This window comes from Ruegeria atlantica, assembly GCF_001458195.1.
Taxonomy (GTDB): Bacteria; Pseudomonadota; Alphaproteobacteria; order Rhodobacterales; family Rhodobacteraceae; genus Ruegeria; species Ruegeria atlantica.
This window is the reverse complement of record NZ_CYPU01000023.1, coordinates 210,702-231,937: the sequence shown is the minus strand read 5'-3', so window position 1 is coordinate 231,937 and position 21,236 is coordinate 210,702. Positions and strand designations below refer to the sequence as shown.

The following is a 21,236-nucleotide window of genomic DNA, read 5'->3' as shown; positions in this document are numbered from 1 at the left end:
GTCGCGAGGGCGTAACCTGCGCGCTATGGTTTGGTCAAGAATATGAGGTAATAGCCATGAACGTCCAGACACCGGAGAGCGGATACCACTACAACGTCATGCGCCGCGCGATCGACCTGATTGATCGAGGCGGCGAGGGCCTGAGCCTGGAAGAGCTAGCCCGCCAGATGGATATGAGCCCGGCGCATTTCCAGCGCCTGTTCTCGCGTTGGACCGGGGTGTCGCCGAAACGTTACCAGCAATATCTGACCTTGGGCCACGCCAAGGCAATGTTGCGGGAACGGTTTACCACGTTGGAAACCGCACACAACGTCGGCCTGTCCGGCAGTGGCCGTCTGCACGATTTGTTCCTGAAATGGGAATCCATGAGCCCCGGCGAATACGCGCGCAGGGGCGTCGGGCTGACCATCTATTGGGGCTGGTTCGAATGCCCCTTTGGCCCGGCACTGGTCATGGGAACCGATAAGGGTATCTGCGGCATGGCTTTTGGTGCTGAAACCGGTGAAGAGGCCGCGATGGAGGATATGATCTCACGCTGGCCCAAGGCCGAGTTCATAGAAGATCCAATGCGTCTGCGCCCTTGGGTTCTAAGTGCTTTTGGCGCGGCAAGCGACCGGTTGGAACCTACGCCGCTGTACCTCATTGGCTCGCCCCTGCAAATCAAGGTTTGGGAGGCGCTGATGCACATCCCGTCGGGTCAGGTCACCACCTATTCTGAGATTGCGCAACGTGTGGGATCGCCACAAGCAGTGCGCGCCGTGGGTACTGCGGTTGGCCGCAACCCGGTCAGCTGGCTGATTCCTTGCCACCGGGCGCTCCGCAAATCCGGTGGGCTGGGTGGCTATCACTGGGGCTTGCCGGTCAAACGCGCAATGCTGGCATTCGAGGCCGCTCAGGCCGACGCATAGTCACGTCAAAAACACACTTTGCGCTGCTGCATCCTGTGATAGTGAGATTCTATGAAGCAGGACAGCAGGCAGATCACACAGACATTCGCGGCGTGGGCCATTCCGGTTTCGGTAACGGTTTTGCTGCTGAAACTGCTGGCCTGGTGGGTGACTGGCTCGGTCGCCCTGCTCTCGGACGCCTTGGAATCGGTGGTGAATGTGGCGGCCGCTCTGCTTGCATTTTTCGCGGTGCGGATATCTGGCATGCCGCCAGACAAAAAGCACCCGTTCGGGCATAAGAAGGCCGAGTACCTGTCGGCCGTGGTCGAGGGAACACTGATTGTTCTGGCCGCGCTGCTGATCATTCGTGAAGCTGTTTTCGCATTGCCTGATCCGCATCTGGTTGGGGAACCGTTCCTGGGCATTGCCATAAATGTGGGCGCGACGTGCTTGAATGGTATCTGGGCGTTTCTGCTGTTGCGGGTTGGGCGACGAGAATCCTCACCAGCGCTAGAGGCAAGCGGAAAGCACATTTTGACCGACATTATGACCTCGGTCGGTGTTGTTGTCGGGTTGCTGATTGCGATGGCGACAGGTTGGTTGATCCTTGATCCGATCATCGCGATTCTGGTGGCGTTGAACATTCTGTGGGAGGGGTGGAAGGTCATCCGCAACTCGGTCGACGGGTTGATGGATGCTTCGCTGGTCGATGGGGAATTGACGTCTGTGCGCGAAACAATCGAAGCCAATTTGGGTCCGGCGTTGGAGTATCATGATCTGCGCGGTCGCAGGTCAGCCAACATGATTTTCGTTGAGTTTCACCTTGTCGTTGACGGTGCCATGTCGGTCGCGGCCGCGCATGACATCTGCGACGATATCGAGGCGGCCCTGAACAGGAAGTTTCCGGGGTCAGTGTTTGTCATCCATCTGGAACCGGACAGCGAGTTAAAAAGTACCAGAGCCTGATTGACAGACACATCCGCCAGTGCGAAATGTCAGCCTCAGGTTCGGGTCCCCTGCCGTTCGCAGCCATTTGGCATTGGTGAAACCCGGTTGATGAACATCTGTTGCCCTTTTCTGGCGCGCGGATGGCAATGCGAACCCCGTCCTGACTTGGCGCCCGTTTAAGGATACGAGGCAAGAAATGACACGTTCAAACAGTATTGCTCCGCTTGAGGAGCTAAAAGCGCAGGCAAAACGACTGCGCGACAGGCTGCGCGGTGCGGGGGGCACGCTCTCGCATAGTGAATCGCTGGAATTGTTGGCGCATCAACATGGGGTGCGCGATTGGAATACGTTGCACGCAATGGCTGGAAATCGCATGCATTTGCGTGTTGGTGACCGGGTTGAAGGGTTCTATCTGGGGCAGCCGTTCAGGGCGGAAATCCGTGGTATGACCCTGTTGGGTGATGGGTCGCATCGGCGCGTTACCTTACACTTTGAAACACCCGTGGATGTCGTTCAGTTCAACAGCTTCTCGGCCTACCGGCAGCGCGTAACCGGTGAGATTGGCTGGGATGGTCGATCCACACGGTATACCTCGGACGGCCAACCGCAACTGATCGTGCGACCCACGTAAAAAAAGGGCGCGACGGGTAACCACCGCCGCGCCCTTTTGTTAAGTTCTAGTCTGGCGTCACTCTGCCGCCCAGCCACCGACGGCTTTGACCTCAAGGAAGTCTTCCAACCCCCACAAGCCGCCTTCGCGCCCGTTGCCGGACTGTTTCATGCCGCCAAACGGTGACCCTGCACTGCGCGACTGGCCATTCATTTCGACCATGCCGGACCGCAGTACCCGCGCCATTCGGTTTGCCCGCGCGCCGTCTTGTGTCTGAACGTAACTGGTCAGGCCGTATGGCGTGTCGTTGGCAATCTCGACCGCCTCTGCTTCGGTGTCGAAGGGGATCATGGTCAGGACGGGGCCAAAGATCTCTTCGCGCGCGACGGTCATCTGGTTATTGGCGTCGGCAAAGACGGTCGGACGTACATAATAGCCCTTGTTCAGCCCCTCGGGCCGACCGGTGCCGCCTGTTACCAGCCGGGCGCCTTCATCGATGCCCTTCTGTATCAGGTCCTGGATTTTGTTCCACTGCACCTCGTTCACGACGGGGCCGATATGGCGGCCTTCTTCCTGCGCGCTGCCCACCGAAACCATGCTGGCCACTTCAGCCGCCGTTTCCACAGCCTGATCGTAGATCGGGCGCTGCACCAGCATGCGGCTGGGCGCATTACAGCTTTGGCCGGTGTTGTTCATCATGTGCAGAACGCCACGTTTGACGGCCTTTTCATCGGCATCGGCAAAGACCACGTTTGCACCCTTGCCGCCGAGCTCCAGATGTACCTTCTTCAATGTGTCTGCGGCACTTTTTGAGATCGCTGTGCCAGCGCGGGTCGAGCCGGTAAAGCTGACCATATCCACATCCGGATGCGCCGACAGCTGGGAACCGACGCCCATGCCATCGCCGTTCACCAGATTGAACACACCGGCGGGGAAGCCGGCCTCATCCATCATCTCGGCAAAGATCATCGCGTTCAGCGGGCTTTGTTCGGAGGGTTTCAGAACCATGGTGCAGCCTGCAATCGCCGCCGCGCCAACCTTGAGCGTGACTTGGTTCATCGGCCAGTTCCACGGCGTTATTAGGGCGGCAACACCGACGGCCTCATAGATGATCCTGTCATTGGGCGCGTGATCGCCTAGAGGGCGGTCGAATTGGAACGCTTTGGCTGCGCGCACAAAGTTCGCGAGGTGATACATGCCCGCGCCAGATTGCTGGGTGCGCGCCATGTCGATTGGCGCGCCCATCTCAAGTGACATCGCCTGTGCCAAATCCTCGGACCGGGATTGGTAAATCTCGATCAGTTTCTCGACCAGCGCGATGCGATCTTCGACCGGTGTGGCCATCCAGCCGGGCAGGGCGGCCTTTGCGGCAGCAACTGCGGCGTCGGTATCAGCTTGCGTGCCCAGTGAGATCACCGCGCAGGGTTCCTCGGTCGAGGGGTTGATCACCTCGAAATCATTCGCTGTAGATGGGGCGACCCATGTTCCGTCAATGTAGAAATTGTGTTTCTCGATCATCACGTATCCTCCTGATCCCGTGGCCCGGATGGCGGGAATTTGCGCCACTCTGGCACCGGCGTTTCTGTGTGGCAAGGCGCAATTTGATCAAATTAATTTCCTCAAAAATGAATACCCTTTCAAGCAGCGAATGGTTTAACAATGGCGCAGAGTTATTAGGTTTCCAGCGACCGACTCGGTTTGTTTCACAAAAAAGGAGATGCCCCATGGGTTTGCGCATCAATGACACCGTTCCGAATTTCACTGCAGAGACGGATCAGGGCACTGTTCAGTTCCATGACTGGATCGGTGACGGCTGGGCGATCCTGTTCTCACACCCCAAGGATTTCACGCCGGTCTGTACCACCGAGTTCTCGGCCGTTGCACAGCTGAACGACGAATGGGCAGCCCGCAATACCAAGGTTATGGGCGTCTCAGTCGATGGTGTCGAGGACCACAAAAAATGGAAGAAGGACATCGAGGCGTATGGCAACGCCAACCCCGGTTTTCCGATCATCGCCGACGACGGCCTGGCCGTGTCCAAAGCGTTCGACATGCTGCCCGCCGAGGCGTACCTGCCCGATGGCCGCACCCCTGCCGACAGTGCAACCGTGCGTTCGGTCTTTATTGTCGGCCCGGACAAACAGTTGAAACTGTCGATGACCTACCCGATGACCGTGGGCCGGAACTTTGCTGAAATCCTGCGCGCGCTGGACGGTCTGCAGATGAGCGCCAAGGGCGTGGCCACCCCCGCAAACTGGGTGCCAGGTGAAGATGTGATCATCCCGCCGGCCGTGTCGAATGATGAGGCAAAAGAGAAGTTCGGTGAGTTCGAAACGATCTTTCCGTACCTGCGTAAAACGAAAGCGCCGAGCTAAAACAAGTTCGGGCGGGGCTCAAAGCTCCGCCCGGTTTCAAAGCACCTTAAAAGCCGCTTAAGCGGCGGATCTTTGAGGGTGTAGATACAGTTTCCGACGATAAGCCGCGCGCTTGAATTCGCGCGTCAGCTTGTCGGCCAACGGCGGGCTTGTCTGTATGGTCGAACCGCCGATTTCTCGTGCGACTTCCTGATTGCCGCTTCCTTGCAAGGAAAGGATCGGCTGCCCAGTCACCCAGTGCATTTGCAGGAACGTGTCGACCGGTCGGTCAATCTGGTCGGTTACGGCAAGCAACCGCTCAGCCGCACGCCGCCCTACCACCTGGCAGACGCATTGCAGGCCAATGACTTTTGGCAGGATCAGACGCAATCCGTTTTGCTTTACAAGCGTTCGTGCCGCATCCTCGCGTTGTTTCACGGGAATTCGGATATAGTGATCCGGGGTTGCAAGCGGATCCAGCATCTCTAACGCACTGGCCATGCGGCAAGGGTCTATGCGCAGATCATCCTCGGAAATGATAGCGCGGTCGATCTTCTCATCAACGAGCTTGCGCCAGATTCGCCGATGGCTCGCGAAAACTCCGATCTCCGCGGGGCGCAGCGGAAAAGGGTATCTGGGGCGATACAGATCGCCAGAAAACAATTGTACATCCGCGATTTGAGCAGGGTCCTTCCCATCGACGGCCTCGAACAGTTCCGCATTGGGCAGACTGGCACACAGCCGTTCGGCATTGGGTCGCCGCGCTGTGCTTGCAGTCATATGGATGACAAAAGTCCTCATGCCACAGTGCATAGAACACAGGGGCGGGAGGGGGAAGAGAAACCCGAAAGAAACACTTCCCCGTGAAGTATCAGAAACCGTATCGCAGGCCGACATTGACGCTGAAGGCGTCGATGTCATCCTCGACCGTCCCCGTGGACGCGCCGTTTGGTGCCAAACGTGCCGAGGAAACATCGAATGCGCGGGCATATCGGGTGTCCAGGGTCAGGGAGGTATTTGGGCTGATCTCATAGGCTACACCGGCAATAATTTGCGCAGCAAAGGTGGTGTCGGTGTCGTTCAGTTCGACGCCCGGCCCGTAGACAAAGTCCAGATCAGAATAGGTGGCACCAAGACCCAGACCGACATAGGGTGTGAAGGCCCCTGCCTGTTTGAAATCAACCAGCACATTGGCGAATAGTGATGTCTGAGACACGTCACCCGAAATGTTGCCTTCTGCGCCGGGCCCGTTGCCCGAAAAATTGACGCCATCCACATCTTGGTCACGGTAGGACAGCTCCAGCTCGATCCGGGTGCCAAACTGATCGTTCGACCACTGCGGGATCTCTTTGCCGACCGCGATACCCAGCCCATAGCCACCATCGAAATCGGTATCTACTGACTGCGACGATCCATTGATCGTGCCGCTAAAGTCGCTGTCCTGCAGCTGGCTGTACCCGGCAAAACCCTGTAAATAGAGACCATCCGACAGGCTCTGTGCGGCCAGCGCGGACGCGCTGATCGTAAAAGCTGTCGAGGCGAGAAGAAGACGCGTAACCATGACCATGTCCTTTGTTCCACAATTAGTATGGCGCACATGTGGGCAGTAGAGGCAGGAATGAAAGGCGCCAGCCCTTCACTTCAATTCACAGGATATTGGGCGTGTGTGAGTGAATAAGATCAGTACCGCGCTAGCACTTTGATTCACGGGCTATGTAGTCGAATTCGATCTTTCAGAACTGTTTGTCAGCAAAGGTTCGGAAAGCAGCTCATCGATGAAGTAGCTCAGCAATTGCACGCGTCCCGTAACTCCTGCCTTGCGATACACCGCTGCGCATTGCGCTTTGACCGTGCCTTCTTTGGTTTGCCGCAATGTCGCGATGTCCGCAATTGACAGACCCTTTATAGACAACAGGGCAACGTCGCGCTCAGCATCACTCAGGTTCCACTCAGTGAATTGAGAGGCAATGAGCTGAGCAAACGCGCCCTGCGCGACACTCAGTTGTCGTTGCATGTCGCGCACACGCCTGTTTTGGAACCGGATCAGTGCAATCGTCGCGGCAAGACCGCCGATCAATGCCAGGGCCAGAACCAGTTCGAAACCATGCAGGTGGCGAAAGCCCGCGCTTTCCCCGACGGTCCAGTCTAGCATCGCGTCCGTCACGAAAAAGGCGGCGCAGACGGCCTGCACCACCAGAAGGAGCCAAAGCAATGACGTTTGTGAAAGCTTCATGAGGCTCCTGTGATTTTATCCGATCAATCGTCGTCCTCTTCGAGTTCGATGGCAGTTACCATGCCGTCCGTCTCGGACAGGACGAGTTCAGTTTCCACGCCATCCTTGATGAGTTCAACCTCGATCTCGCCGTCTTCGAATTCGATCTCTTCGATCTGGTATCCCTGCGCCTCGAGGGTCGCGCGGATATCAGCCTCACTGGTGCCCAGTTTGTCGCCCAGCCCGACATTGGCCAGTGCAAGAACTGGCGCTGTTGCAATCAATCCGGTCAGTGTCAGCAGTTTCAAGGTTTCCATTTTACATCTCCTTTTTGTGTCTCGGTGACGTGATGGAACTGGGGACAAGCCGAGTGCGCTGCGATTGGCTTTTGGTTGAAACGCAAGGAATTGGACCAAGGTTTATCCCGGAAAAATGCGGTTTCAGGCCACCTGGTTCTGCATTTGACCGAATTGTGCTAGGGTTATGCGGGGGAAATCTACAGGCACGTAACCACGGCGTCGGGCGTTCAGACTGTGTAAAACAGGAGAAGACGATGGCATTCACAGATTGGTACGTTGAAGGCGATGCATTCGGGAACTGCAATTGCGGCTATGCCTGCCCTTGCCAGTTCGAAGAATTACCGACCCACGGAAATTGCCGCGGCTTTGAGGTGCTTGAGGTTTCCAAAGGACATTTTGGCGACACCGACCTTGCGGGCACAAAAGCTGCGCTGATCTACGCCTGGCCTGGCCCGATCTTTGAGGGCGGCGGTCAGATGCAGGTGATCATCGACCCAAGCGCCTCGGACGCGCAACGGGCCGCATTGGAAAAGGTCTTTCACGGGGAAGAGACCGAGGAAATGGCAACCCACTGGCATGTCTTCCGCACGATGTGCGACACGGTTCACGAGACCCTTTATGTGCCGATTGATTTTGAGATGGACATGGAGGGGCGCACTGCCAAAGTCTCAATCGGTGAGGTGCTGAACTCAACCGGCCGTCCTATCGAGGCCCCACATGGCGGTGGTCCGCATCGCGTACGGATCGACATTCCTGGTGGTATCGAATTTACCCTGGCCGAGATAGGCAGTGCCTCAACCAAGGCAGATGCGGCGATCCAACTGGATTTGAACGACAGTTATGGGCAGTGGCATGTGATGAAACACGGGCCGTCTGGCGTGGCACACTGACGTTCTGGATATTTGACTTGTCAGCAAGGATCAGGCTACAGCGGCTTCACCAGTCAGATGTTCGCTTTGGCCAGCTTCGTTCTTTTCCAAGCTTGGCTTAATCGGCCGCACTCGATCATAGATGATGTGGAACAGGTAGGTGTAAACCGTGTAAGTCAGTGTCAGGCCGACATTGAGCGCAAGCGCTGATCCCAGAGAATGCCCACCAACCACCATCAAAAGTGGGCAGGTGATTATGACTGCCGAAACCTCATGTAATGTGGCATGAAGAACGCGCACAGATTGGGGGCGTTTGCAGGCCAACCGAGCCGTTTTGCCCCGCTCAATCAGATCGAAAATAGTATTGAAGATCGGGCACCAGATCATGATCACAATCGATAGCATGGCGATCATAGCGAACCCGTGCACCATCGATGCGCCGGTCAAATAAGCGTATACGGGTGAGACAAAAGCGATCCCGATCAGCTCGAAGCTGCCGGTCTGGATGACGCGTTCCTTGAACGTCCTCAGGGTCATGTCACGCCTTTCAAAACACAGGATCACGGTTCAGCCGGGCGGATTGCCCGGCTGCTGAAATACGGGTGGTCTTAAGGGATGGATTTCTTCCCTAGCGTAACCTTTCATGAAGAAATACATCTGACTGTGAACTCGCACACATTCAGATATTTATGGCAATAATTGACCGATCCGTCCTTGGCTGGGCGGTCATAGCTCGAAACGAAAAAGGCCCCGGCGTTTCCACCGGGGCCTTGGTCACTTGAAAGAAGAACAGATTACTCTGCGCTTTCCTCTTTCTTTTCTTTCTTCTCGGGAACGATCTCTTCGCCAGTTTCCTGATCGACAACTTTCATCGACAGACGGACCTTGCCGCGATCGTCAAAGCCCAGCAGCTTAACTTTCACTTCCTGACCTTCCTTCAGAACGTCCGACGGATGGTTCAGGCGGCGGTTTTCGATCTGGGACACGTGAACCAGACCGTCGCGCTTGCCAAAGAAGTTCACGAAGGCTCCGAAGTCGACGATCTTCACGACCTTACCGGTGTAAACCTGACCTTCTTCCGGCTCAGCGACGATCGAGTGAATCATCTCATACGCCTTCTTGATCGATTCACCATCAGGCGAGGCGATCTTGATGACGCCGTCGTCGTTGATGTCGACCTTGGCGCCCGACACTTCGACGATTTCGCGGATGACCTTACCGCCCGATCCGATCACTTCACGGATCTTGTCGGTCGGGATGTTCATGGTCTCGATGCGTGGGGCGTGGACCGAGAATTCGTTGGTCTCGGACAGGGCTTTGCCCATCTCACCCAGGATGTGCATCCGGCCGTCCTTGGCTTGCGCCAGGGCTTTCTCCATGATCTCGGGCGTGATGCCCGCGACCTTGATGTCCATCTGCAACGAGGTGATGCCGTTTTCGGTACCTGCAACCTTGAAGTCCATATCGCCCAGGTGGTCTTCGTCACCCAGAATGTCCGACAGGATGGCATAGTCGCCATCATCTTCCAGGATAAGGCCCATGGCCACACCGGCAACCGGTGCTTTGAGCGGAACGCCCGCATCCATCATCGACAGCGAACCGCCGCAGACAGACGCCATTGAGGATGAGCCGTTGGATTCGGTGATCTCCGACACGATGCGGATCGTGTAGGGGAAGTCGGTCGCCGCAGGCAGAACCGCCTGCAGGGCGCGCCATGCCAACTTGCCGTGGCCGATCTCACGACGGCCCGGGCCACCCACGCGGCCAACTTCACCAACCGAATACGGAGGGAAGTTGTAGTGCAGCAGGAAGTTCGATTTGAAGTTGCCATGCAGCGCGTCGATGAACTGCTCGTCGTCACCGGTGCCCAGCGTGGTTACGGCCAGCGCCTGTGTTTCGCCACGGGTGAACAGAGCCGAACCGTGCGTACGCGGCAGCATCGAGGTTTCTGCAACGATCGAACGGATATCGGTGGTCGACCGACCGTCGATCCGCTTGCCGCCTTTGACGACGTCGCCGCGCAGAATGCCAGCTTCCAGCTTCTTCATTGCGGAACCGAGATTGCCGTCTTCCAGCTGCTCTTCGGTCAGTGCTGCTTTGATTGCTTCACGCGCAGCGGCAACAGCGGCGGTGCGCTCTTGCTTGTCGGTGATCGCGAAAGCGGCGCGCATCTGCTCTTCACCGGCAGCTTTGACAGCGGCGGACAGCTCCGAGTAGTCGGGCGCCTGGAAGTCGAACGGCTCTTTCGCGGCGTCTTCGGCCAGCGCGATGATCAGGTCGATGACCGGCTGAATCTGCTCATGTGCGAATTTGACCGCACCCAGCATTTCGGCCTCGGACAGCTCGTACGCTTCCGATTCAACCATCATCACGGCGTCTTTGGTGCCGGCAACAACCAGGTCCAGGCGCTGTTCAGGGTTCAGGCGCAGGTCCTGCATGTCATCGACGGTCGGGTTCAGAACGTATTCACCGTCCTCAAAACCAACGCGGGCACCGGCGATCGGACCCATGAACGGCGCGCCGGAAATAGTTAACGCAGCCGAGGCAGCGATCATCGCAACCATGTCGGGGTCGTTGACCAGATCGTGGGACAGCACGGTGCACATCACCAGAACTTCGTTTTTGAAGCCGTCAACGAACAGCGGGCGGATCGGACGGTCGATCAGACGCGCGGTCAGCGTCTCTTTTTCGGTCGGGCGCGCCTCGCGCTTGAAGAAGCCGCCCGGAACCTTACCGGCGGCATAGTATTTTTCCTGATAGTGGACGGTCAGCGGGAAAAAGTCCTGACCCGGTTTTTGAGCCCGCGCAAAGGTCACGTTCGCCATGACGCTGGTTTCGCCCAGCGTGGCAATCACACTGCCGTCCGCCTGACGGGCAACCTTGCCGGTTTCCAGTGTAAGCGTCTCTTCGCCCCACTGCATAGATTTCTTTGTTACATCAAACATATGCGTATCCTAGATGGGAGCACTCCCGCCCCTGCGGGTCTCCCGTTTTGCATGGCGACCCCATTGCCGCCGACCCAATTTTTACTTTCGTCTGAGTGCCGGGGTCAGGGCACAACGTCTCAGATAACGCGCGCATACATGAGATTGCGTTGAATTGAAAGAGGTCTCGCTAGCGGCAAGGATATTGCCTGAGTTTACAAAGGCCGCTCACGCGACTTTCGCAATGCCCGAATGTCAGTCGCTATTTCCAGAACTGGTGAAGTGGCTGTGACGGTTACAGCGCCGTCCCTGTCAAACTTCGAAAACGCCAATGCAAAGACCGACCAGACCCACGAATTCAGCCACGGTAGTGCACCACTTGCTGCGATCCCTCTAAGAATAACCTCAAGATCGAAATTGGGTAAGCGCTGGGTTGTGGGGATAGAGACCACCGGCAACAGGATCGGCAACAGGGCGAAACCGCCGTGAGGATGCCGGAATAGAATTGCTGGAAAGTCGAAACGAAAAAGACGCTGAACAAAGGGAAAAAATGCGCCCAAACTCGTTAGTGGAGTGTTGGATGCAAGGCGTACGCTAAAATCATTCGCATTCTTTTTTGTGAATGCATTTTGTGAAATTTCGATGCCAGTATAGGATGTTACCACTTAACCCGCGGTTGAAAAGACGGAAGCGCGCCAAGGGGGTATAATACTCATATCCGTCAGTCGGCCGAATACCTTGGCGTTTGCACCTATTGAACAGAGGGGCATCGTATGGCTCAGACTAAGAAAATGCTGGATCCGGACCCACGGATCTATGATTTCGAAACCGAATACGAGCTTGGGCAAGACAATGTCCGGCCATTCGGTCTGGATATCCACAACCCGGTCTTTTTGATCTCGAGCATCCTGATCTTTGCGTTCGTTCTGATCGCTTTGGCCAACCAAGAAGGTACCGCGGCACTGTTTGGCTGGCTACGACCATGGCTCACCAGCACGTTTGACTGGTTTCTGGTTCTTTCGGTCGACGCAATCACGCTGTTCTGCCTGGTCCTGATCGTGTTGCCGGTTGGCAAGGTGCGGATCGGTGGCAAGGACGCAAAGCCCGACTATTCCTATGCCGGATGGATTGCGATGATGTTCGCGGCTGGTATCGGCATCGGGCTGTTGTTCTTTGGAGTGATGGAGCCCGTCTATTACAATTTTGCCGAAGACGGCAACGCCGTGCCATTGGGCATCGACATCGCCGTTCCGGGCAATGAATATGCTGGAGTTGTCGGTACAATCCATCACTGGGGGCTGGAAGGCTGGGCGGTCTATGCCGCTGTTGGTCTAAGCCTGGCCATCTTTGCCTATAACCTCGATCTTCCCCTGACCTTGCGATCGGCTTTCTACCCGATCCTAGGCGAACGTGTCTGGGGTTGGTGGGGCCATATCATCGACACTCTGGCGGTGTTTGCGACGCTATTTGGCCTGACCACCTCGCTGGGTCTTGGCGCGCAGCAGGTTGCGGCGGGCCTGAATGAGGTGTTCGGCATCGAACCCAGCCCAACCGTCACAGTCCTGCTGATCATCGGTATCACGTTGATTGCGTTGGGTTCGGTCCTGATGGGGATGGATGCTGGCGTCAAACGGTTGAGTGAAATCAACATGATCATGGCCGTGGGCCTGTTTATCTTCGTGATTGTTGTTACTGGCGTCGGCACGGCCATCGCACGGTATTTCAACGTGATGGTGGATTATGTGTACCACCTGCCGGCGCTGTCGAACCCGTTCGGGCGTGAAGACACCAGTTACTTCCACGGCTGGACGACATTCTATTGGGCCTGGTGGATCGCATGGTCGCCCTTTGTGGGCATGTTCATCGCCCGCATCTCAAAAGGTCGCACAGTGCGCGAGTTCATCCTTTGCGCCTTGCTGGCACCGACGGCAGTCTGTGCCTTGTGGATGTCGACTTTTGGCGGTGCCGCCATCGACATGCTGAATGCAGGTGGAGCCGAAGGTGTGCGTGCCACAGTGATCGACAGCTATGCCCCTGAAGGTGCGCTGTTCGGATTCCTCAAGGAGTTGCCGCTTTACAGTATTGTTGCGCCAATCGCCCTGGTCCTGATCGTAGTGTTCTTTGTTACCTCGTCGGATTCTGGTTCGCTGGTGATCGATACGATTACTGCGGGTGGCAAGATGGACGCACCGGTGGTTCAGCGGGTGTTCTGGTGCACTTTGGAAGGTCTGGTCGCCATTGCGCTGTTGCTTGGCGGGGGCCTCTCTGCACTGCAAGGTGCTGCGGTTTCGACAGGTATCCCGTTCACCTTGGTGGTTCTGATCATGTGCTACTGCTTGTGGCTGGCGCTGAAATCAGAAAAAGCCAAGATGTAGGGCCTTGATCTGAAACATTCTGGACGCCCGCCTTTTGGCGAGCGTTTTTCGTCCCCGGACAACTATAAACGTCCGGATCATTCGAAGCCAAATAGCATGGGCCGATGGCCCCGCTACTTATGCTTTGGCGACACTCACGGCAGCTTCGAGCGCCTGATCAAGACTGTTCGCCACCTGATCCACGTCGTCCAACGACAAACACAACGGCGGCACCATCCGCAAGCATTGTTGAAACGGACCGGACTTTGACAGGATAATTCCTTGTGCGCGGCAGGCTTCGAAAACCTCTGTGGTCATGTCCTTGTCCGGCGTTTTGCTATCCCGGTCTTTCACGAATTCCAGCGCAAGCATAAGGCCTTTCCCGCGAACATCGCCAATGACCTGATACTTGTCTTTCAAGCCATGCAGCCTTTTCAGCAAGGCGGCCCCAACAACGCGGGCGTTTTCCTGCAACCCTTCGTCCCGCATGACCGCAAGAACCGCACGGGCCGCGGCAGCCGAGGTCGGGTTGGCACCATAGGTGTGGAACATGAACCTTTCCGCCATCGGTTCCGCAATATGTTTTTTGGCCACAACCGCCCCGATCGGGAAGCCATTTCCAAGACCTTTTGCCATGACGACGATGTCGGGCACGACGCCGTCCGCTTCGAACCCCCAGATATTTTCGCCCGTACGGCCAAAGCCCGACTGCACCTCGTCCGCGATATAAAGACCTCCTGCCGCGCGCACGCGTTCGGCTGCGCCAGACATATAACCGGGCGGCATTTCGATGATGCCGCCATAGCCCTGCACACTTTCGACAAAGATGCCCGCCACATTGCCGGATGTGGCTGTGGCGATTGTGCGGTCGATCTCATCCAGATAGGGTTGGGTCCCGGGGCCAAAGATGCCGCGGTATTGATTGGGTTCCGGCACGAAGGCCACGTTGCCGGGCATGCCAGGGTGGCGCCAGCCCGAGATACCGGTGATCGACTGCGCTGCAGCCGTTGGCCCGTGATAAGCGGTGCGCAAGGCAAGCAAATCCAGATTGCCGGTATAAGTGCGCGCCATGGTCATCGCCAGATCAACCGCCTCGGACCCTGAGTTGGTCAGATGTACCACCCAGTCATGTCCTTTGGGCATCGTCGCGGCCAATTCTTCGGCCAGATGCGCAGGTGTCGGGTGATAGAACATTGTCGTGCAATGGGTCAGCTCTTGCGCTTGCGCGGTCGCCGCTGCCACCACGCGCGGATGCGAATGTCCGACCGAGATACAGACATTCATGCCCAACAGATCAGTGTATTTCCGCCCCTCCGTATCCCAAAGGTATTGGCCCTGACCTTTCTTGAAAACGATCGGTTCGCGAAACGGCGTGAACCGCGTCAGCGAGGCGGCATAATACTGGTCCCGTCGCGCGGCTGTGTTCGAGAAGTCCCAATCGGTGTGAAGGGGGTGGTCGGTCATTTGGAACCTCCGGTTTTCAGGCGTGAGTTTTCGGGGTCAAAGGGGGCCTCAGGCAGGAGCGTTGCCGCACGATGCTGGCCCAGTATTGAGATGGTCAGCCCGTCTCGCGCAGTCGGGTCGCGCAGATAGGCCAAAGCCAGAACCTTACCGGTCCGGTGGCCATAAGCACCCGAGGTGGCGATGCCAACCGGCAGACCGTCTTTCCAGACCGTGTGCGCGTAGAACGGATCTATCTCACCGGCGTCGACCTCAAGCAGCACCATTTCCCATGCATTTTCCCTTGCTAGTTCGTCGCGTAGGTCCTTGCGGACAAACGGGGTCAGACCTGCCTCAAATGGGCTGCGTTCGGTCGTCAGATCACTGCCCCAACCGCGATAGCCTTTTTCAAGGCGCATGGAGTTTGCAGAATAGGCCCCGTAGAACCCCAGACCATGAGGTTTGGCGATCTCTTCAAGCGTCATGAAAAGTTGCACGGCATGTTCTTTAGCCACGTGCAGTTCCCAACCGCATTCGCCCAGATAGGACACTCGCAAGGCGCGCAGGGAAATCCCGCCGACATGGGTCTCGTGCGCGGTGAGCCATGGCATATGGTTCAACTCGGGCAACACATCGGAGGATTTGGGCCCCATGACGCCGATAACTGCCAGATCCTCAGAGACGTTTCGGATGGTGACGTCAAAGCCTTTGGCAACCTGCGTCAGAAGATCATGGTCGATCTGCTCGGCCGCGGCAGCGCTGGTCAGATAGGCGTGACCCTCGGCCAAGCGGGTGACGGTGAATTCCGACAGCACGCCACCTGTGGTTGTCAGCGCATGGGTCAGGCCGATCCGGCCCGGCGGGATCGCACGGTTCGCGCCCAATGCTTGTAGGAAGGCCGCGACATCGGGGCCGGTGACGTCGAATTTCGAAAACACCGACAAGTCGGCCATGGCGACGCGATTGTGCGCGGCCTCGACCTCTTGCGCTACGGGTTCGAACCAATTGGCGCGACGGAAGGTTTCGTCGGCGACTGCTCCGGGTGTGCCCGAGAACCAGTTCGGACGTTCCCACCCATAGGCCGCACCCATCACCGCGCCGCGTTCAACCATTAGGTCATGCAGTGGAGACAGGCGCAGACCGCGCCCGGCGGGGCGTTCTTCGTGCGGATAGTGCACGCCGAATTGCAGGCCGAAGCACTCGACGGCCTTGGCCACGCGATAATCACGATCAGCCCAGGACCCAAAGCGGCGCGAGTCCACGGCCAGCGCATCCATCGGCGCCGCGCCGCGGGTCATCCAATGGGCCAGAAACCAACCTGCGCCACCACCTTCCATCACCCCCATGGACGAGCCGGTCAAAAGCCACGCGTTTTCCAGCCCGTGTGCTGGTCCGATCAATGGATTTGCATCCGGGGTGAAGGTAATCGGCCCGTTGATCACCGACTTGACGCCGCCGGTCTCCAGCGCGGGTATGCGCTCCATTGCGGCCAGTATGATGTGTTCCACACTGTCCAGATCTGGCGGCATCAGGTCCGCGCCGAACTCCGGTGGCACACTATCAACGGACCAGACCTTGGCGTCCTTTTCATAAGGCCCCAGGATCAGTCCATCGCGCTCTTGTCGCACATACCAGCTTTCTTCAGGGTCTCGGATGATTGGCAGCTCGGGCAAGCCGGCTTTGATCCGGGACGATACGGCCTCAACCGTGTCTGTCACCAGATACTGGTGCAACACCGGAACCGACGGGATGTTGAGCCCCATCATATGGCCGATCTCCCAGCCCCAAGTGCCTGCGGCATTGACCACGTGGACAGTCTCGATGGTCTCTTTCTCGGTCTCAATCCACCAGTGATCCCGTCGACGCTCAATCGCAGTAACGGCGCAGTTTCGCATGATCCGCGCCCCGCCGCGCCGGGCAACCTCGGCCATCGCGTGGGTTGCCAGCGTCGGGTCTACGTGACCGTCATCGGGTTCATAGATCCCACCGATCAGCCCATCCAGTTTGGCCAGAGGGAAAAGCTCGGCGATCCGGTCGGGCGTCAGCACCTCCAGCGGGTAGCCGGTGAATTCGGACAGACCGGCTACATGGCGAAACTCGTCCATCCGGTCGGGGTTGCGTGTGATCCGCATCGCGCCCGAGCGGTGAAAGCCGCAATCGCGTCCGGTTTCCTGAGGCAAGATATCGCGATAGAGCCGGACAGATGTGGCGCGCAATTCTTGAATGGTGGGATTATGCGCGAAATGGGTACACAGGCCTGCCGCGTGCCAGGTCGACCCATGGGTCAGGTCGTTTTTTTCGACCAATACCACATCAGACCAGCCCGCCTTGATCAGATGATACAGCAGTGACACGCCCATCGCGCCGCCGCCGATAATTGTGACTTGCGCTTTGATCATGCGCGCATCCTCTCGCCTGAGGGATCAAAGGGCGGTCGGCGCAATGGCTGCGCCAGATAATCCTGCCCGGCGACCCGAACCGTGAATTTTCGATCGCATGTCTGGGTCAACGTCTCGCCCGGTTGGACCGCGATCATGGCGAAACACAGGTTCAGCCCCGTACGCGGCCCGCGCCCGCCCGAGGTTGTCAGCCCGACATGGATGCCGCCCTCGAACACCGGCTCGTCATGCAACATCAGGGCATTGCCGTGAACCTGCAGAAGGATCAGGCGCTGTTGCAAGCCGTTGGACTTTTGATGCTCCAGCGCCGCTTTGCCCTGAAATTCCTTGGTCCAGTCGATAGTGAACCCCAGACCGGCTTCCAGCGGGGTGATCTTGGGGCCAAGTTCATGCCCCCAGTGTTTGAAGCCCTTCTCCAACCGGCCGGCATCCACCGCATAGTGGCCCAGCGGGCGCGCACCTGCCTCGTGCAGTTCAGCGAACAGTTGCAAGGCCTGAGCGTTGGGCACGGTCAATTCCCAACCCAATTCTCCGACGAAACTAACGCGCGTGGCGCGGCAGGTGATGCCTGCCATTTTGACCGTGGCGGCATGGCCAAATGCCATTTCTGGAAGGCTGCCAAGACCCTGTAGCAGCGTCCGGCTACCACCTCCCATTACACCGATTGTGCAGAATTCTTCGGTCAAATCCTCTACAGACACATCGCCCTTCAAATGCCTGCGCAGGAACATCCGATCGCGCATCCGCGTGGCGGCGCCTGAGGTCAGATGAAACGCATCCCTACCCAACCGCGTGATGGTCACATCCATTTCGATCCCACCGCGCGCGTTGAGTATCTGCGTATAGACAGCCCGACCAATGGGCACGTCCATCTGCGCGGTCGTCAGGTAGTTCAATGCCTCCAGAGCATCAGGCCCGGTGATGTCCAGTTTGGTAAATGGGCTTAGGTCAATCAGCGCAGTGCCCTGATCCAAGACCGCCGCTTCGGCCTCAACCAGCGGCCACCATCCCTGATCAGTTGTCGAATAGGGCTGTGCCGGTCCGTAATACAGCCCGCGTTCCCAACCGGCCGTCAGGCCAAAATGCGCCCCAGCCTCAGCCCAGAAATCGTGCAGTGCTATGGTGCGCAGACCTCGGCCGGCGTTGGGCTGTTTATATGGCCAATGCAAAGCGAAAAGATCCGCGACGGCCTCTTCCATGCGGTCGGCCATATGTTCAGCGCTGGCTGTGTGCGGGTCGACCCGGGCAACATCGACCTCCCACATGTCCATCGGGGGGTGGCCGTCGACCATCCAATCCGCCAGCGCCCGCCCAATCCCTGCCGAAGACATGACCCCGACCGAGTTCATACCCGCAGCCACAAACAATCCATCGACCGTGGTTTCACCAACAAGCGGCCTTGTGTCCGCGGTAAAGCTTTCTGGGCCATTCATGAAATGCTGAATGCCGACCTTTTCAAGGCTGGGGCACAGCTCTAATGCGGCCTCCATGAAAGGGGCAAATTGATCCCAATCCTCAGCCAATTCAAGAAAGGGTCGGTCGCCTTCGGGGCCGTAAGCGTCCCAGCATTTGGCTTTGGGTTCAAAGCCGCCGATCACAAGCTTGCCCGCATCGCCCTTGATGTAGATGCCCCGGTCCAGATCTCGGATCACCGGGAACGGGTTGGGCAGGTCGGGCATGGGTTCGGTGACAACATACATGTGCTCGACCGCCTGTAACGGAAGCGCGACGCCAACATTGGCGGCCAGCTCTCGTGACCAAGCGCCGGTGGCAAGAACGACCTGATCGGCGTCCAGTTCCGTCCCATCGGTCAGGGTTACACCCGTGATCCGCTGACCCTTTTTCCGCAGGGACTGAACCCCGGTATGTTCGCGGATTGAAACGCCACGATCCCGTGCACCTTTGGCGTATGCCATGCACAAATCGACCGGATTCACATTGGCATCTTCCGGCACATGCAGCGCGCCGACGTGGTTCTTCAGATCAAGGTGTGACAGGGGCACGTCCGAGGCCTCGATCATGCGTGGGGTCAATCCCAGCGTCTGGCCCAGATCCGCAATCCGGCGCAGCTCGTCTAGGCGGGCAGGGTCGCGGGCCAGCCAATAGCCAGAGGTTTGGCGATATCCAGTGGACATGCCAGTCTCGGCCTCAAGGGTCGGAAAAACCTCAAGTGCGGCCATTGCCAACCGGGTCATGTTTGGCTTTGCACGCAGCGGACCGACAATCCCCGCCGCATGCCAGGACGTGCCCGAGGTCAGCTGATTGCGCTCCAGAATAGTGACGTCAGTCGAGCCGCGTTTGGCCAGGTGGTAGGCCAGGCTCAGACCAATAGCGCCACCTCCGATGATCAAGATACGGCTCATCAGAAGTAATCCTGATCTGGCTTCTCGGCCTTACGCTGCGCGATATAGTCCTGCAGCGCGGCGTCGATGCCGGGGTCGAGACCGGGGTCTTGATATGCGTCAAGCCGCTCTTTCCAGATTGCATTGGAGCGGGCTGCGGCATCCAACTCTCCGGCCGCGTGCCATTGTTCGAATGAATTGTCATCCGGGGTCCAGGGCCGGAACAATGCGGACATGAAATTGGCCTGCGTATGCTCAGAGCCCAGAAAATGCCGCCCCGGTCCAGTCGCGGCAATTGCCTCCATCGCCTGAGCGTTCTCGCTCATGTCGATTCCATCGAAGAACCGTCCGACTTTGCCACAAAGATCATGATCCAAGATCGTTTTTTCGAACGAGGTCACCAACCCACCTTCGAGCCATCCAGTTGCATGGTTGATCAGATTGGCACCCGCGAACATCGACATCATAAGGCCCCATGTGGCCTCTTGCTGGCTCTGGGCGTCCGAAACTTTTGAGGCGCTGAGCGTGCCAACCGTGTGCAGCGGCACCCCCAGCCTGCGGGCAAGCTGTCCGGCCGCTAAAACCATCAACCCGGCTTCGGGCGTACCAAAAGTGGGCGCACCGGACTTCATCGACATGGTCGAGGCGAAACTGCCCATCAAGCAGGGTGCCCCGGGGTTCACCAGTTGGGTCAGCGTCATTGCCGCCATGGTTTCAGCCAGCACCTGAGCCAGCGTCCCGGCAACGGTTGACGGCGACATGGCCCCGGTCAGAACCCAGGGGGTGCAAGCGACCGGTTGCCCGGCCCGGGCATAGGTTTTCAGCGCGCCCGACATGTGACTGTCCATCACCAACGGCGCGTTTGTATTCGAGACACAGTACAGGGCGGCGTTTTCCGCCACAAAGTCTTCGCCGAACACAATCCGTGCCATGTCGATTGCGTGGCCCGCACGCTCGGCACCGATAAAGGCACCCATGAAGGCCCGATCAGAATAGCGAATATGGCCATAGAGCATGTCGAGATGGCGTTTGTTGGCCGGTAAATCCACCGGTTCGCAGACCACGCCGCCCGAATGGTGCAGCCAGGGCAGGCTGTGATGCAGCTTAATCAGGTCGACGAAATCCTGATGCGAGGCATAGCGCCGCCCGCGGTCCAGATCGTGCACAAAGGGCGGACCCCAAGCCGGGCATAACACGCTGGCGTCGCCGCCAAGCTGAACACTATTGGCCGGGTTCCGGGCATGTTGAGTAAATTGCCCCGGTGCGGTTGCCATGATCGTATTGCGGCAGAACCCCGGCGCGAACCGAACGCGAGAGCCGTCGACGTCACAGCCTGCATCGGCAAAAATGCTCAGGATTTCCGGGTCGTCCTGAAACTCCATCCCGGTTTCGGCAAGGATGGTATCTGCATTGGCCTCGATCTGTTCCAACCCTGCCTCGCTGAGGACATTGAAGGTCGAAAGCTTGCGCAGAATGAACGGCGCGCGCGCCTCGGGAAGAGTGCGAGATCCAGCGGCCCTGCGGCGTCGAAGTGAGCGCGAACGTGTCATGGCCAAAGCGTTGACCGAGTGCTTGACGTAAACCAAGAAAATTCCAAC

General features: G+C 57.9%; 17 protein-coding genes. 6 read left to right on the top strand and 11 right to left on the bottom strand.

Annotated elements, in window-relative coordinates; all coding sequences use genetic code 11:
• Positions 1-56: 56 nt before the first annotated feature.
• The 3 genes from RUA4292_RS07860 (at position 57) to RUA4292_RS07850 (ending at position 2,466) form a co-directional block, all read left to right on the top strand.
• Positions 57-908 carry a methylated-DNA--[protein]-cysteine S-methyltransferase gene (locus RUA4292_RS07860; RefSeq protein ID WP_058277127.1) on the top strand — a complete coding sequence of 284 codons (852 nt, stop codon included), beginning with the start codon at positions 57-59 and terminating at the stop codon, positions 906-908.
• 51 nt (positions 909-959) lie between these two features.
• Positions 960-1,853, top strand: coding sequence for a cation diffusion facilitator family transporter (locus tag RUA4292_RS07855; protein ID WP_058277087.1), 894 nt, complete (start codon positions 960-962; stop codon positions 1,851-1,853).
• Between the two features lie 178 nt (positions 1,854-2,031).
• Complete coding sequence (locus tag RUA4292_RS07850; RefSeq protein ID WP_058277086.1) at positions 2,032-2,466, top strand: glyoxalase superfamily protein; 435 nt, start codon at positions 2,032-2,034, stop codon at positions 2,464-2,466.
• A gap of 57 nt (positions 2,467-2,523) precedes the next feature.
• Here the strand turns inward: RUA4292_RS07850 and RUA4292_RS07845 are convergent, their stop codons facing one another.
• Complete coding sequence (locus RUA4292_RS07845; protein ID WP_058277126.1) at positions 2,524-3,963, bottom strand: aldehyde dehydrogenase family protein; 1,440 nt, start codon at positions 3,961-3,963, stop codon at positions 2,524-2,526.
• A gap of 206 nt (positions 3,964-4,169) precedes the next feature.
• Between RUA4292_RS07845 and RUA4292_RS07840 the strand changes: the two genes are divergently transcribed.
• Positions 4,170-4,820 (top strand): peroxiredoxin, encoded by a 651-nt coding sequence (locus tag RUA4292_RS07840; RefSeq protein ID WP_058277085.1) that lies wholly within the window; start codon positions 4,170-4,172, stop codon positions 4,818-4,820.
• Between the two features lie 57 nt (positions 4,821-4,877).
• Here the strand turns inward: RUA4292_RS07840 and RUA4292_RS07835 are convergent, their stop codons facing one another.
• The 4 genes from RUA4292_RS07835 to RUA4292_RS07820 form a co-directional block, all read right to left on the bottom strand.
• Positions 4,878-5,600, bottom strand: coding sequence for a glycosyltransferase family 25 protein (locus RUA4292_RS07835; protein ID WP_058277125.1), 723 nt, complete (start codon positions 5,598-5,600; stop codon positions 4,878-4,880).
• A 70-nt stretch (positions 5,601-5,670) separates the two neighbouring features.
• Positions 5,671-6,360 (bottom strand): outer membrane protein, encoded by a 690-nt coding sequence (locus RUA4292_RS07830; protein WP_158506983.1) that lies wholly within the window; start codon positions 6,358-6,360, stop codon positions 5,671-5,673.
• A 150-nt stretch (positions 6,361-6,510) separates the two neighbouring features.
• Positions 6,511-7,032: a helix-turn-helix transcriptional regulator gene (locus RUA4292_RS07825; RefSeq protein ID WP_058277083.1), complete on the bottom strand. Its 522-nt coding sequence runs from the start codon at positions 7,030-7,032 to the stop codon at positions 6,511-6,513.
• 23 nt (positions 7,033-7,055) lie between these two features.
• The gene (locus RUA4292_RS07820; RefSeq protein ID WP_058277082.1) at positions 7,056-7,328 is read right to left on the bottom strand and encodes a PepSY domain-containing protein; all 273 of its coding nucleotides are present in this window, start codon (positions 7,326-7,328) and stop codon (positions 7,056-7,058) included.
• A 236-nt stretch (positions 7,329-7,564) separates the two neighbouring features.
• Between RUA4292_RS07820 and RUA4292_RS07815 the strand changes: the two genes are divergently transcribed.
• On the top strand, positions 7,565-8,200 hold the full coding sequence (locus tag RUA4292_RS07815) for a DUF1326 domain-containing protein (RefSeq protein ID WP_058277081.1): 636 nt from the start codon (positions 7,565-7,567) through the stop codon (positions 8,198-8,200).
• Between the two features lie 30 nt (positions 8,201-8,230).
• On the opposite strand, the gene RUA4292_RS07810 is transcribed toward RUA4292_RS07815, so the two are convergent.
• Complete coding sequence (locus tag RUA4292_RS07810) at positions 8,231-8,716, bottom strand: PACE efflux transporter (protein ID WP_058277080.1); 486 nt, start codon at positions 8,714-8,716, stop codon at positions 8,231-8,233.
• A gap of 257 nt (positions 8,717-8,973) precedes the next feature.
• On the bottom strand, positions 8,974-11,124 hold the full coding sequence (gene pnp / locus RUA4292_RS07805) for a polyribonucleotide nucleotidyltransferase (RefSeq protein ID WP_058277079.1): 2,151 nt from the start codon (positions 11,122-11,124) through the stop codon (positions 8,974-8,976).
• Between the two features lie 752 nt (positions 11,125-11,876).
• Here pnp and RUA4292_RS07795 point away from each other — a divergent pair.
• Entirely contained in the window at positions 11,877-13,478 is a 1,602-nt protein-coding gene (locus RUA4292_RS07795) for a BCCT family transporter (protein WP_058277077.1), read from the top strand.
• A gap of 117 nt (positions 13,479-13,595) precedes the next feature.
• Here RUA4292_RS07795 and RUA4292_RS07790 read toward each other — a convergent pair whose 3' ends face one another.
• The 4 genes from RUA4292_RS07790 to RUA4292_RS07775 are packed head-to-tail and all read right to left on the bottom strand — an operon-like array spanning position 13,596 to position 21,188.
• Entirely contained in the window at positions 13,596-14,921 is a 1,326-nt protein-coding gene (locus tag RUA4292_RS07790; RefSeq protein WP_058277076.1) for an aspartate aminotransferase family protein, read from the bottom strand.
• On the bottom strand, positions 14,918-17,296 hold the full coding sequence (locus RUA4292_RS07785; protein ID WP_058277075.1) for a GcvT family protein: 2,379 nt from the start codon (positions 17,294-17,296) through the stop codon (positions 14,918-14,920). The genes RUA4292_RS07790 and RUA4292_RS07785 overlap by 4 nt, the downstream gene beginning before the upstream one ends.
• Entirely contained in the window at positions 17,293-19,659 is a 2,367-nt protein-coding gene (locus tag RUA4292_RS07780) for a GcvT family protein (protein WP_058277074.1), read from the bottom strand. Before RUA4292_RS07780 ends, RUA4292_RS07785 begins: the two co-directional genes overlap by 4 nt.
• Positions 19,659-21,188 carry a trimethylamine methyltransferase family protein gene (locus RUA4292_RS07775; protein ID WP_058277124.1) on the bottom strand — a complete coding sequence of 510 codons (1,530 nt, stop codon included), beginning with the start codon at positions 21,186-21,188 and terminating at the stop codon, positions 19,659-19,661. Before RUA4292_RS07775 ends, RUA4292_RS07780 begins: the two co-directional genes overlap by 1 nt.
• Positions 21,189-21,236: the final 48 nt, after the last annotated feature.

Excerpts from the sequence above, each read along its gene's own strand:
- RUA4292_RS07860 (WP_058277127.1), top strand. The coding sequence starts at position 57 with ATGAACGTCCAGACACCGGAGAGCGGATACCACTACAACGTCATGCGC.
- RUA4292_RS07855 (WP_058277087.1), top strand. The coding sequence starts at position 960 with ATGAAGCAGGACAGCAGGCAGATCACACAGACATTCGCGGCGTGGGCC.
- RUA4292_RS07850 (WP_058277086.1), top strand. The coding sequence starts at position 2,032 with ATGACACGTTCAAACAGTATTGCTCCGCTTGAGGAGCTAAAAGCGCAG.
- RUA4292_RS07845 (WP_058277126.1), bottom strand. The coding sequence starts at position 3,963 with ATGATCGAGAAACACAATTTCTACATTGACGGAACATGGGTCGCCCCA.
- RUA4292_RS07840 (WP_058277085.1), top strand. The coding sequence starts at position 4,170 with ATGGGTTTGCGCATCAATGACACCGTTCCGAATTTCACTGCAGAGACG.
- RUA4292_RS07835 (WP_058277125.1), bottom strand. The coding sequence starts at position 5,600 with ATGAGGACTTTTGTCATCCATATGACTGCAAGCACAGCGCGGCGACCC.
- RUA4292_RS07830 (WP_158506983.1), bottom strand. The coding sequence starts at position 6,360 with ATGGTTACGCGTCTTCTTCTCGCCTCGACAGCTTTTACGATCAGCGCG.
- RUA4292_RS07825 (WP_058277083.1), bottom strand. The coding sequence starts at position 7,032 with ATGAAGCTTTCACAAACGTCATTGCTTTGGCTCCTTCTGGTGGTGCAG.
- RUA4292_RS07820 (WP_058277082.1), bottom strand. The coding sequence starts at position 7,328 with ATGGAAACCTTGAAACTGCTGACACTGACCGGATTGATTGCAACAGCG.
- RUA4292_RS07815 (WP_058277081.1), top strand. The coding sequence starts at position 7,565 with ATGGCATTCACAGATTGGTACGTTGAAGGCGATGCATTCGGGAACTGC.
- RUA4292_RS07810 (WP_058277080.1), bottom strand. The coding sequence starts at position 8,716 with ATGACCCTGAGGACGTTCAAGGAACGCGTCATCCAGACCGGCAGCTTC.
- pnp (WP_058277079.1), bottom strand. The coding sequence starts at position 11,124 with ATGTTTGATGTAACAAAGAAATCTATGCAGTGGGGCGAAGAGACGCTT.
- RUA4292_RS07795 (WP_058277077.1), top strand. The coding sequence starts at position 11,877 with ATGGCTCAGACTAAGAAAATGCTGGATCCGGACCCACGGATCTATGAT.
- RUA4292_RS07790 (WP_058277076.1), bottom strand. The coding sequence starts at position 14,921 with ATGACCGACCACCCCCTTCACACCGATTGGGACTTCTCGAACACAGCC.
- RUA4292_RS07785 (WP_058277075.1), bottom strand. The coding sequence starts at position 17,296 with ATGATCAAAGCGCAAGTCACAATTATCGGCGGCGGCGCGATGGGCGTG.
- RUA4292_RS07780 (WP_058277074.1), bottom strand. The coding sequence starts at position 19,659 with ATGAGCCGTATCTTGATCATCGGAGGTGGCGCTATTGGTCTGAGCCTG.
- RUA4292_RS07775 (WP_058277124.1), bottom strand. The coding sequence starts at position 21,188 with ATGACACGTTCGCGCTCACTTCGACGCCGCAGGGCCGCTGGATCTCGC.